The 11892-nt window shown below is 68.1% G+C and carries 8 protein-coding genes; 5 read left to right on the top strand and 3 right to left on the bottom strand.

Annotated features, from left to right (window positions below):
* Window positions 1-181: 181 nt before the first annotated feature.
* The 5 genes from C6Y14_RS09045 to C6Y14_RS09025 all read left to right on the top strand — a co-directional run bounded on the left by C6Y14_RS09045 (window position 182) and on the right by C6Y14_RS09025 (window position 7588).
* The gene (locus tag C6Y14_RS09045; protein ID WP_107016020.1) at window positions 182-1735 is read left to right on the top strand and encodes an ATP-binding protein; all 1554 of its coding nucleotides are present in this window, start codon (window positions 182-184) and stop codon (window positions 1733-1735) included.
* 105 nt (window positions 1736-1840) lie between these two features.
* Window positions 1841-4741, top strand: a complete 2901-nt coding sequence (locus C6Y14_RS09040) for a Z1 domain-containing protein (protein WP_107016423.1) — start codon at window positions 1841-1843, stop codon at window positions 4739-4741.
* A gap of 15 nt (window positions 4742-4756) precedes the next feature.
* Window positions 4757-5203, top strand: a complete 447-nt coding sequence (locus C6Y14_RS09035) for a very short patch repair endonuclease (protein ID WP_107016019.1) — start codon at window positions 4757-4759, stop codon at window positions 5201-5203.
* A complete protein-coding gene (locus tag C6Y14_RS09030; protein ID WP_107016018.1) occupies window positions 5196-6203 on the top strand; it encodes a DNA cytosine methyltransferase in 1008 nt (335 codons plus the stop codon). The genes C6Y14_RS09035 and C6Y14_RS09030 overlap by 8 nt, the downstream gene beginning before the upstream one ends.
* Entirely contained in the window at window positions 6200-7588 is a 1389-nt protein-coding gene (locus C6Y14_RS09025) for a DNA cytosine methyltransferase (RefSeq protein ID WP_107016017.1), read from the top strand. Before C6Y14_RS09030 ends, C6Y14_RS09025 begins: the two co-directional genes overlap by 4 nt.
* On the opposite strand, the gene C6Y14_RS09020 is transcribed toward C6Y14_RS09025, so the two are convergent.
* Genes C6Y14_RS09020 through C6Y14_RS09010 form a run of 3 tightly spaced genes read right to left on the bottom strand, consistent with a single transcriptional unit; the run spans window position 7516 to window position 11530 of the window.
* Window positions 7516-8421, bottom strand: a complete 906-nt coding sequence (locus C6Y14_RS09020; protein WP_107016016.1) for a DUF6339 family protein — start codon at window positions 8419-8421, stop codon at window positions 7516-7518. The genes C6Y14_RS09025 and C6Y14_RS09020 overlap by 73 nt on opposite strands.
* Window positions 8418-9410: a hypothetical protein gene (locus C6Y14_RS09015; RefSeq protein ID WP_107016015.1), complete on the bottom strand. Its 993-nt coding sequence runs from the start codon at window positions 9408-9410 to the stop codon at window positions 8418-8420. Before C6Y14_RS09015 ends, C6Y14_RS09020 begins: the two co-directional genes overlap by 4 nt.
* Window positions 9407-11530 carry a helix-turn-helix domain-containing protein gene (locus C6Y14_RS09010; RefSeq protein WP_225890978.1) on the bottom strand — a complete coding sequence of 708 codons (2124 nt, stop codon included), beginning with the start codon at window positions 11528-11530 and terminating at the stop codon, window positions 9407-9409. Before C6Y14_RS09010 ends, C6Y14_RS09015 begins: the two co-directional genes overlap by 4 nt.
* Window positions 11531-11892: the final 362 nt, after the last annotated feature.

The raw sequence follows: 11892 nt of genomic DNA, 5'->3' as shown, positions 1-11892 counted from the left end.
CGACGAGGGCTCAGACCGGAGCCCTCGGCCGCCCGGACAAGGGCCACAGGGAACTCTCCGTCTCGATTTCGGTACAGACGGTTCCGGTGTCCGACCTTTGCAGTACCGTCACATCATCGATCGGTATGTCGGGCTGCTCCTCCCCCCACGCAGGCTCCGACCTGTGTGCGCGAGGAAGCTCATGCCCTACGAATCAAGCGCAGCCTGGCAGTACGACGTCCCCACCACCGGCAGTACGCACCTGCCCCCGAACTCCGGATACGGCAAGGCGCTCACCAACCAGGGGTACGGCTTCGAGGTCGCCGTCGCCGACCTGATCGACAACTCCCTCGACGCGGGCGCCGACGAGATGGTGGTGCACTTCCTGCGGGACGCCGAGCGCATCCTGACGCTTCTGATCATCGACAACGGCCGCGGCATGGACGACGCCGGCCTGGACGCCGCGATGACGGTCGGCAAGCTCCGCGACTACGACGACGACTCCCTCGGCATGTACGGCACCGGCCTGAAGGCCGCCTCCCTCTCCCACGCCTCCTCGCTCACCGTCGTCAGCCGCACCCGGCGCACCCGTGCCGCGGGCCGCCGCCTCACGGCCGAGGGCATCGAGGACGGCTTCCGCTGCGACACCGTCGACCCGCGCTACGCGCAGGACCTCGTCGACCGCTACGACGGCGTCATCGAGTGGCAGGGCACGGTGGTCCGCTGGGACCAGGTGCGGACCTTCGAGACGGTCGCGCGCGGACAGAGCGACCAGTACCTGTCGAAGGCGATATCCCGCCTGGAGACCCACCTCGGCCTCTACTTCCACCGGTTCCTGCGCAAGGGCCTGAAGCTGGACATCGCCGTGTGGGACGTCGGCGACGGCGACGGCGGGCAGTGGGAGGAGCTGGACCACATCAGTGTCGAGCCACTCGACCCGTTCGGCTACAAGGTGCCGGGGCGGGCGGGTTACCCCCGATCGTTCACGGCCACGGTCGAGGGCGCCGGCGAGGTGACGCTCACCGCGCACATCTGGGCCGCCAAGTCCAAGCAGGCGGGCTTCCGGCAGATCGGTGCCCTGGCCGAGCGGCAGGGCTTCTACTTCTACCGCAACGACCGGCTCGTGCAGGCGGGCGGGTGGAACGGCCTCCGCAGTCCGGAGGGCCACCTCGTCCTGGCTCGCGTGGAGGTGGACCTGCCGACCACGCCGAACGGTGTCTTCAGCCTCGACGTGAAGAAGGAGGGCGTCACCGTGACCCCCGCCTTCACGCTCGGCGTGGAGGAGGCGGTGGACGCGGCGGGCCACACCTTCCTCGCCTACCTCTCGGACGCGGAGGCGGCGTACCGCGACGGCTCGAAGCGCGCCGAGATCACCCGCAAGCCGGTGACGCCGCCCGGCAAGGGTTTCGACCCGAAGGTCAAACGGGTCGTCAAGGAGGAGCTGCCGGAGAAGCCCGGCGAGGAGCCCATCGAGTTCCGCTGGGCCCCTCTGCCGCACGACCGCTTCTTCGACCTCGACCGCGAGGCGAACGCCGTCCTCCTCAACAGATCGTTCCGGGAGGACTTCAACGACGGCCGGCGCGGCGGCTCGAACGACGCCCCGGTCACGAAAACGCTCCTCTATCTCCTCCTTGAGGACTGCTTCGGCCTCGGCCGCTGGGAGAAGACGCGCCAGGACCGCGTCGACTACTGGAACACGATCCTGCTGGCGTCGGTACGGGTCCAGCGCGAGCGCCGCGAACGCGGCGTCTCCTGATCCTCCCGCCACCGTGCCCGTCACCGTGACCACCACCCCGATCGTCTAAGGACCTCCGTGAGCGACGACGACCTCCTCGCCATCCACACCTCCGCCCTGTCCGGCATGACGGGCGGCCCGAAGCACTTCGCCAAGTGGGCGGCGCTGGCCGCCGACGAGGACCACCCCGACGCCGATCTGACCGAGGAGACGTTCCGCGTCCGGCTCACCACCGGCGACGAGGCGCTCCTCGCCCTGTGGAGCCGTCACCTCAACGACTGGGACTTCGCCGAGTCCGCCCCCTGGGCTCCCGACGTCCCGCCGCGCACCCCGCAGCGGCGCGCGGCCGCGTACGACCGGCTGCGGCTCGGTGAGGACCTGCGCAAGGTGCTCGACGAGTTGGTACGGGTGTCCGAGGTGCCCGGCGCGACGGTCATCACCCGGGAGTTCACCCCCTGGTACACCCCGGAGCGTGCGGAGGCCCGCTCGTTCTACTGGCGGGCGTACGAACGCAAGCTGCGCGCAAAGGGCTGGTCGCCGGAGGCGGTCGCCGGTCTCGACGAGGCGAGCCGCGCGGTGGTCGAGCGCCTGTCCGACCCGGAGCAGACTGCCGCGCGGAAGGCGAAGGGCCTGGTCGTCGGTTACGTGCAGTCCGGCAAGACCGCGAACTTCACCGGTGTGGCCGCGAAGGCCGTCGACGCGGGATACCGCCTGGTCATCGTTCTCGGCGGCACCCTGAACATGCTGCGCGCTCAGACGCAGCGTCGCCTCGACATGGAGCTGATCGGGCAGGAGAACATCCTGCGCGGCGCGGACCCCGACGACGTGGACAGCCTGGTCGGCGTGGACTACGTGGGCGACGACGAGGAGTGGCCTGAGTTCGTCCGGCACGGTGGGCGCCCCTCGACCCGCGGCGCCTTCGACATCGAACGCCTCACCACACGCGACAACGACTACAAGAGCCTCGCGCAGGGCATCCGCGCCCTGGAGTTCGAGAAGCGCGAACCGACCCGCCCGCTGCACGACCCGTCGAACCTCCACCACGCGGCTGCCCGCGTGATGGTGGTCAAGAAGAACAAGGGCGTCCTGGAGAAACTGGTCAAGGACCTCAAGCAGATCCACGGCATCCTCGGCGAGCTGCCCGCCCTGATCATCGACGACGAGTCCGACCAGGCGTCCGTGAACACGTCGAACCCGAAGAAGTGGGAGCAGGGCCGCACCGATCGCACCGCGATCAACAAGCTCATATCCGAGCTCCTCGGCCTGCTGCCGCGCGCCCAGTACGTCGGCTACACGGCGACCCCGTTCGCCAACGTCTTCGTGGACCCGAGCGACGGCGACGACATCTTCCCCTCCGACTTCCTCATCTCCCTCCCCCGCCCGGCCGGTTACATGGGCGTGCAGGACTTCCACGACCTGGACTCGGCGGTGCCGCACGAGGAGCGGACGTACACCGACTCGCAGGAGAAGGCACACGTCCGCGGCATCTACGACTCCACGGGCGACCGCCTCCAGGAGGCGATGGACGCGTTCGTCCTGTCCGGCGCGCTCAAGCTGTACCGGGCGGCGCACGGTGTGCCGGAAGGCCCGTTCCGCCACCACACGATGCTGGTGCACGAGTCGGTGAAGAAGGACGACCACGCGGAGCTCGCGCTGCGCATCAACTCCATGTGGCACGAGGCGGGTTACGCGTCCACAGCGGGTCACACGCGGCTCGCCGCGCTGTGGGAGTCGGACCACGCGAAGGTCAGCGAGGCCCGCGCGGCCGGCCTGCCCGTGCCGGCCTCGTACGAGGAACTGCGCTCGCACGTCAGCCGCGCCCGCCAGCTCATCGGTTCCGGAAGCCGACCCGTCATCGTCGTGAACGGCGACTCGGACAGCTACTTCGACCAGCTCGACCTGGACTTCGACCGCACGCCGAACGTCTGGAAGATCCTCGTCGGCGGCACGAAGCTCTCGCGCGGCTTCACGGTGGAGGGCCTGACGGTCACCTACTACCGCCGCACCACCCAGCAGGCGGACACCCTGATGCAGATGGGTCGCTGGTTCGGCTTCCGCCCCGGCTACCGCGACCTCGTACGCCTGTACATCGGCCGCGAGGAGGCGTACAGACGCAACGAGACGGCGGACCTGTACGAGGCGTTCGAGGCGGTGTGCCGGGACGAGGAACTGTTCCGCGGGCAGTTGGCGCGGTACGCGGAGTTGGTGGACGGCCGTCCGCAGTTGACGCCTTCGCAGGTGCCGCCCCTGGTCGCCCAGCACCTGCCGTGGCTCAAGCCGTCGGCGCGGAACAAGATGTTCAACGCGGAGCTGGTGGAGATCAGGTCGCCGGGCGAGTGGGTGGAGCCGTCGGCCTACCCGGCTGCCGGCGCGGCGGCCGACCTGCGTCACAACGTCGAGATGTGGAAGCCGGTACTCGACCGCCTCGACGCTCCGCCGGTCACCCTCGCCGGTGGCGGAACCACGTACGAGGCACTCGTCTCCACCGTCGACCACGACACGCTCCTCAAGGTGCTGTGCGAGCTGCGCTGGTCGGAGCCGCGTCAGTTCTCGCCCCACCTGGAATCCCTTGTCGAGGCGGGTAACCTCAACGCGCCCATCGACGACTGGGTCGTGATCGCTCCGCAGCAGACGTCGGGCCGCCGTACCGAAGGGCGTGTGCTGGGATCACGGCCGCTGTCGCTGGCCCGTCGTACGCGGCGCAGGAACGATTTGTTCGGTGCGATCAGCGAGCCCAAGCACCGTCCCTCCGTGCTACGCATCGCGGGGTCCGGCGAGGCACCACACGGCAACGAAACCGTGGAGTCACTCGTCCGTCCCCGACGCGGCGCCGTCGTGCTGTACCCGGTCGTGGAGGGCGATCCAGTGCTCTCCACCGACGGCTCGATCGACCCCCGTCGTCTGGTCATGGCCTTTACCCTGGTCGCACCGGGTGACTCCGCACGGGCGGGACGCGGCCTGCTGCGCTTCCGGGCCCGGGACAACGGCAGGAGCGGCCACGCGATCGTCGATCTCCAGGACAGCTGAGCACGGGAAACGTCCATGAACACCGCGAAACCGTCCTCGTCCGCCGTCTCCGCGAGGATGAGCAAGCAGGCGAGACGGGACACCGCACCCGAGGTGGCCGTGCGGAAACTGCTCCATGCCGCAGGTCGTCGGTACCGCCTCAACGTCCGGGTCCCGGGGATGTCCCGGCGCACGATCGACATCGCCTTCACCCGTGCCAAGGTGGCCGTCTTCATGGACGGCTGCTTCTGGCACGGTTGCCCGCAGCACGCGACCCGGCCGAAGGCGAACGCAGAGTGGTGGCGCGAGAAGCTGGACCGCAACATGGCCCGGGACGCGGAGACGACACGGCACCTGGTGTCGTCGGGATGGACGGTATTGCGGTTCTGGGAGCACGAGGCGCCGGGGGACGTGGCGGAGCGGGTGGCGGCGGCAGTGGACCGGCAGCGGCACGGCAACAGGGGGGTGCGGAAGGATGGATGAGCTGACGTTCGTCGATGTCTGCTCGGGCGCGGGGGGTCTCGCGCTCGGGCTGGAGAGAGCCGGCTTCGAGCCGAAGCTGGTCCTGGACATCGACCCACATGCGTGCGAGACACTCCTGATGAACCGCCCGCACTGGAATGTGGTGCAAGAAGACCTGTTGGAATTCGACCCTTCGGAGCACCCGGAAGCGTACGACGTGGACGTGCTCACGGCCGGGCTTCCCCGGGTGAAGTCGAGCGCGACAGTGACACGCGACTCGTCCGACGAAGAGATCCGGCTCATCGAGGCCACCGCGTACCTCACCCACGCCGTACAACCGCGGGCCTTGGTCATCGAGAACATGCGCACCTTGGTCGACAAGGATTCCTTCGCACCCGTACGGGACTTCTTGCGCGGCGAACTGGAGCACCTCGGCTACGAATTACGCTGGTTCGTCCTGAACGCCGCGGCTTTCGGAGTGCCACAGGACCGCGAGTCGGGTGTCCTCGTGGCTGTGAAGCGCCGGTGGGCCGCGGCGTTTCAGCCACCTGCGCCCACCGTTCGCCGACATGTATCGGTGGGGCAGGCGCTGGCACGGTCGATGCGGTCCCGGGGCTGGTCGGACGCCGACCGTTGGGCAGCACAAGCCGTACATGTCGCACCGACGCTGGTGGGCGGCTCCAAGGCGCGAGGAGGCGCGGACTTCGGGCCGCGCGGCACCAAGGCCCGGTGGGAACGGATGGGGGTCTACACGAAGTCCTTCGGTGACGAGATCCCCGATCACGACTTCAGGTGGGACCCGGCTCTGGGGGACGAAGGGCTGGTGAAGATCACCGTGGCGCAGGCGGCACTGCTCCAGGACTTTCCCGAGGACTGGCGTTTCGCCGGTGGAAAGACCGCTCGCTACCGGCAGGTGGGCAACGCCGCCCCACCTGCGGTCGGTGAGGCTCTGGGGCGTGCGGTGGCCGAGGCACTGGGGCGACGATCACACCCACCGGCCGGCTACACTTCGGCCACATGAGCAACCCGGAACCGCAGACGCACGACTCCGAGGACAGATCATTTGACTACGACGTCCTCGACCTCTTCGCCGGCCCTGGTGGATTGGATGTCGCAGCGCACTTCCTGGGTCTCACCAGCGTCGGTATCGAGTTGGACGGCAACGCATGTGAAACGCGTTACCGGGCCGGCCTGCCGACCATTCATGCCGATGTGACCGTCATGCGCAAGGAGCGTTATGACGAGGTCCCGCACACAAGGGTTCTGGCAGGTGGACCGCCCTGCCAGTCATTCTCCATCGCGGGGAAAGGTGCCGGGCGAGAAGCTCTGGATACGGTCACGGAACTCATCGACGAGCTGATCGAAGACCCAGAAGGTCAGCTCGTCGACAAGAAGCTCGAAGACCTCGATGCGCGTACCGGCCTGGTATTGGAGCCGCTGCGCTACCTGCTGAAGGCAATAAACTCCGGCAGGGGACCGTACCGATACATCGTCCTGGAGCAGGTACCCGCGGTCTACGCGGTCTGGGATGCTTACGCAAGGGTGCTCGCCGGCGGCGCGATCAAGCGGCCACGCCTCGACAGTTCCGGACAGGTCCAGAACGACGAGGTGAGGTACGAGGTGGATTACGAGGTACTGCGTACCGAGGAGTACGGCGTCCCACAGACGCGTAAACGAGCAGTCCTCGTCGCTCGCCTCATCGACGGGGAGCAGCACCCTGATGAGCCCTTGAAGCTGCCCGACCCTACACATGACCGTTTCATCACGCTCAGGCAGAAATCTACCGGGAACGACGCGACGTTGTTTCCCGTCGAATCAAAGGAACCCGAAACAAATTCAAAGAAGCCGTGGCGCTCTATGCACACTGCATTGTTCGCCGCAAAGAAGGAGCTGGACGCCTCCCACCATTCGATTTCGCGTGATTCGAAATTCTACGTGGTCTCCAACTACGGTTCCGGTGGGGATCCAAAGAATCGGGGAATCCGACACTGGGACCAACCTTCATTCACAGTCACGGGAAAGATTTCTCGCAACCGACCGATGAACGCGAGCGGGAAACCGCTATCTCGTTTCACCATTCACGAGGCCGGCGTCCTCCAGTCGTTCCCCGGAGATTTTCCATGGTGCGGTAAAGACCAGGCGCAGCAGGTCGGTAATGCGGTGCCACCTGTGTTCGGCATGCACGTCCTCGGGGCGGCGCTCGGTCTGGCCCCCTCTTTCCCGGACGGGCTGAACCTCGAATGGGGCGGCTCCGTCGATGCCCTACGCAGCGCAGATCTCCGGCTCGGAGGGTGTCCGCCGGAGCGAGCCTGTCCGACCGGGCACCCTTACGATCAGCCTGCCGAGGACTCCTCCACAACCTCACGCCCCCGCACCGGAGCATCCGCGAAGAGTCCCTCGAAGTAGTCGGTGAGCACATCCACCGAGGTCTCCGGCGCCCGCTCCTCCTCCGGCCCCTCGGGCAGCGCGTTCCGACTGACAGGGGAGGCTCCCTCCGCTGCTGCGATCCAGTCGCGCAGAGGCTCCGCGTCCCGCTCGGAGTCCTGCGCGACCACGTCGTACATCAGCGTGGCTGCCGACGCGTTGACCGCGGAGGCCAACGCGTTGGCCTCACGGCCGGTACGTATCACCTCGCGTTCGATGAGGCGGACGAGCGCCAGAGCCGTCGGACGGTGGTCGACGACGTCCATCCGTAGGGCGGTGTTGAGCATGTCCTGGTTCCCGCACGCGACCACGACGGGTGTGTAGTCAGGGCCGTTGCGGAACAGTTCCGCCGTCCACCACAGCCGAGCGAACGCCTGCGTGTAGTGGACGCCACGGAACCTGGCCCGGGCCACGCTCGGCGCGCCGCCGTCCTTCTTCGGTGTCGTCGGCAGGTGGCGCCGGACGACGTAGTCCGGTGCCACTCCGAGTGCCAGGTAGTTCCACAGCCGTGCGTCCGCCGCCTCCCGGCGGGTCAGCCGGAGCGTGGCGTGCAAGCGGGGAGCCAACCAGGCGTCCGCCGCTGTGACGGGTCTCTCCTCCGCCTGCACCTTGTACATGACGTCGTCGATCAGGTCCCGCACCCGCCGCAGGCGGAATCGGGCATCGTCGACGGGCAGTTCCTCCGTGGTCTTGTTCAACGCGATCGACGGCACGTCCTCACGGCCCGTCAGCAGACCCTCGGTGATGTACGTGGCGGCCTGCATGTCGGCGAGCAGCGCCAGCCGCTCCGGCAGGTGCTCGGGTCTTGCGGTCACGCGGTGGCCTCCTGGTCGAGTCGTTCGATGCCCCGGACGGTCTCGCCCAGCGCCTTGGGCACCTCGGCACGGCGCGTGGCGGCGTAGTGGATGCGCGGCTGGAGTTCGGCCCAGGTCCCGTCCCCGGTACGTCGGGCGTGCACCTCGCGCAGCGCGTCCTCGACGGAGCGCCCGGGCACGACGTCCGGCAGCATCTCGCGCAGCACCTCGCCCCGCCAATCGGGTGGAAGCAGCGGCGTCCCGTCGTCCTCGATCTCCAAGTCGCCGATGGCGGTATGGAAAACGGCGGTCCATACGTCGGTGCACAACTGGGAGAGCAGCATCTCGCCCACCAGACTCTCGACCTTGGTCCCCGCTCCCTGCACCAACGCGGTGAGGCCGTCGAAGTCGGTGTTCAGACGGACGGTCGGCATCCGGCCCGACGTGTCCACCATCCATGGAGCGTCCCGGAAGGGGCGCAGCCACTCGGCCGCACGCGCGAAGCTGACCGTCACGACGTCCAACTGCCGGTCCCGCAGCGGAACGTCGGCCGTCACGTCGACCATCCAGTCCCGCTCCGAGGAGGCGATGATCCGACCCGGTACGCCGTCGACGGTGGCCACCACGTGGACGGAGAGCGTCGCCCTGTCCAGGTGGTCGGGCCGAACAAGCATGATGCTTCCCGTCCACTCCCGGTTGGCCGGTCCCTCCGGCTCCAGCCGGGCGACGGTCCGGGCGTTGGTGGCCTTCTCAGCCAGGACGGCGACGACCGTCACCTCGGACCAGTGCCCCTTGGTCTCCATCTCCCGGGCCGGCACGGTCGCCGACAGCTTCAACCGAGCCGTCTCCCAGTCCGAGCGTTCGGCCCGCCCCAGGGCCACGACCTGCTCGACGACCGAGTAACCCTTGGTGTCCAGATCCTCCCGTGCCTCGTCGGGCCCGCTCAGCCGTACGGCCGTGACCCGCATGGTCACGGGGCCGGACGGCCGGGGGTACGGATAGGCCCTCATGCGCTGTCTCCCCTACCCGTGTGGAGCTCGACGACGAGACCGGTCAGCGCGGCCCGTACGGTGTGCGTGGACACGTCGGTGACTCCCCGGAAGGAGGCGCGGCGCGCGCCGGGCGCGAAGTGCAGGACGCCGTCCACCACTTCACAGTTGCTGACCGCGACGAGTTCTGCCCATCGCACCACAGGTCGCGGACCGGACCTGACGTCCAACTTCGCGACCGGGCTCATGTGCCAGGTATCTCCGCCCGTGGGCACCTTCACCTCGGCGGTGACCTGCCACGCTCCGTCGGCGCCGACCGTGGCATCGAGATCGTCGAGCTTCGGCAGCGCCACGGCCGTGTTGCCCTTGGCGGCAGCCTTACCGGAGACCTTCAGCCGTTTGCGGACCTTCCCCGTGCCGTTGCTGTCCTTCTTCTCCTTCTGAACGGCGACCAGTTCCTTGACGGCCTTGTTCGTCGCCGTCGTCAGCGCCGCGATCCGGCGGTGGGCCGACGGCGAGTAGCGCATACGCAACTCCTCCGTCTGACTCCATTTGTTGTGTTCGGGGGGCTCCGACGTACGCAGGAACTCCTCGGCTTCCGCGGCGAACGGGGCGCCGTCGCCAGCGGCGCGCCCCGCGAGGAGGACCGCCTGGAACGGGTCGGTCCCCAGGGGAAGGTCGGGGACCCTGCTGGTTTTGACCGTCATCCGGTTGCCGCGCATCGCCGTCACCTGGTTCGGCCTGCCGTCGGCGTCCGAGGCGTCGGTGACGAGCAGCACGGCTCGGTGTTCACCGCCCGAGCCGGGACGCCCCTCGATGTCCGGCACCTTCAGCGGCACGGTGACAGCGGCCACCTGGCCCACTTCGGTGATCCGCTCCACCGTGTTCCCCCCGAGGAAAGCCTGCAGGGCCCGGGAGCGCGCCGGTTGGTAGATCACCGGGTCGACCCGCTCCTCCTTGAGGAACTCGTCGCCGTTGCGCTGGGTACGGACCGACGCCTCCAGGAGCGGCTGTCGGTCACCGCCCGTCGTCATCGCCGCCCAGAAGTTACGACCGAGAGCCTGGACCAGCCGTCTGTGCATGCGTTCCAGGCTGTCCTCGTCGTCGCCCGGGTCGCCGTCGGACCGGGCGCCCGCGAGGCTCGCGACATCGTGCGCCCCGACGATGAGGAAAGAGGTACCGGGGTCGTCACTCTCTCGATCGAGATGCAGGCTCCTGACGGTGTCCTCGTCCGCCCACCAGGAACGCACCACGTCCACGTTGTCCGCCTCGGCGTCCGGGCGGCCGAGCCAGGCGGGGCCCGCGTACGGTTTGCCGTCCACCTCGCGCCACGGAAGGTCGAGACGCCCGATCAGCCGTCGATCGGTGCGCCCTTCGTGTGCTTCGGCGAGGGTGGAGTTGATGAGAACGAGGCCGAGTCGGCTGGTGGCCCACAAGGTGGCCTTGCCCAAACCGTAGGAGCCACCGGCGCCGGAGTCGACCTTGCGGCTGTCGAGTTGGCGCCGTACGACAGCGGCGAAGCGGCCGTCGGCGTAGTCGTCGCCCGTCAGACCGCTCGCGTTGTAGTCGTCCACGCGGAGCAGCACCAAGCGGTCCCGCTCGTACATCTCACGGAGTCCCGCGCTGATGACACGGCCGACCTTCTGGTCCTGCGCGGCGGCGCTCTCGTAGTGCGGGAAGAGGTCGTCCCAGCGGATGGCCGTGCGGAATCGGGCCAGGGTCTCGCCGGTCAGTTCGTTCAGGGTGTAGCGGACGCGGACCGGCTGTTCGTTCCCTCTGCGACGCTCGTCCAGGCTGTTCTGGGTCGCCTCGCGGGCCAGGACCTCCAGGTCGGCCTCGAAGGCGAAGGCCGCCGCGTTGCCGAACTCCCGTCCGCCGTCCGCGTGTCCGGGGCGGTGGTACCAGGTGAAGGGGAGGCCGGCCAAAGTGTCCGTGGTGCGGGTGTGGAGCGTACCCACGTCCAGCTTGAGCGCTTCGGCAATCTTGTTGATCGTCTCGGTCCGGGGCTCGGCCCGACCGGTGATCCAGGCGGAGACAGCGGCACGGGTCACTCCCACCGCCTCGGCCAGCTCCGTCTGCTTCATCCTCGTCAGCTGGAGCTGACGGGCCAGCCAAGGCCCGAAGTCTTCTCCGACCTCCACGCTTCCCCCTCTCGGGTCACCGTCCGGCCCACGGCACGGGCGATTGACGCGACGACGACCTGTCAAACGATACTTGACGAGCACATCCCGACCCTCGGATCGTTGCCATCACAGATCAGATCTCTTCGCCCTGATTCATCACTCTGTGCACCTTAAATCCCCTTCACCCCCACACCCCCTCCGGCAAGTGGGAACCCAAATTCCGCAACATCCCCTTGCATCACTCGAACAGAACTCGCTAATCTCCCGTCAGGAAACGCGGCCCAGCGCCACGCCACTCCTCCTTTCGCATCTGGTTTTAGTGCGCCGCAGGTCACCAGGCCTCCCCCCATTCGTGCGCCCCTCTCGTCCTGTACGAGCAG

Source organism: Streptomyces dioscori (assembly GCF_003024195.1).
Classification (GTDB): Bacteria; Actinomycetota; Actinomycetes; order Streptomycetales; family Streptomycetaceae; genus Streptomyces; species Streptomyces dioscori.
The sequence above is the reverse complement of the archived record's forward strand: the minus strand, read 5'-3'. Positions and strand labels throughout refer to the sequence as shown.

Coding starts and splice junctions, on each gene's coding strand:
- C6Y14_RS09045 (WP_107016020.1), top strand. CDS start 182: ATGCCCTACGAATCAAGCGCAGCCTGGCAGTACGACGTCCCCACCACC.
- C6Y14_RS09040 (WP_107016423.1), top strand. CDS start 1,841: ATGACGGGCGGCCCGAAGCACTTCGCCAAGTGGGCGGCGCTGGCCGCC.
- C6Y14_RS09035 (WP_107016019.1), top strand. CDS start 4,757: ATGAACACCGCGAAACCGTCCTCGTCCGCCGTCTCCGCGAGGATGAGC.
- C6Y14_RS09030 (WP_107016018.1), top strand. CDS start 5,196: ATGGATGAGCTGACGTTCGTCGATGTCTGCTCGGGCGCGGGGGGTCTC.
- C6Y14_RS09025 (WP_107016017.1), top strand. CDS start 6,200: ATGAGCAACCCGGAACCGCAGACGCACGACTCCGAGGACAGATCATTT.
- C6Y14_RS09015 (WP_107016015.1), bottom strand. CDS start 9,410: ATGAGGGCCTATCCGTACCCCCGGCCGTCCGGCCCCGTGACCATGCGG.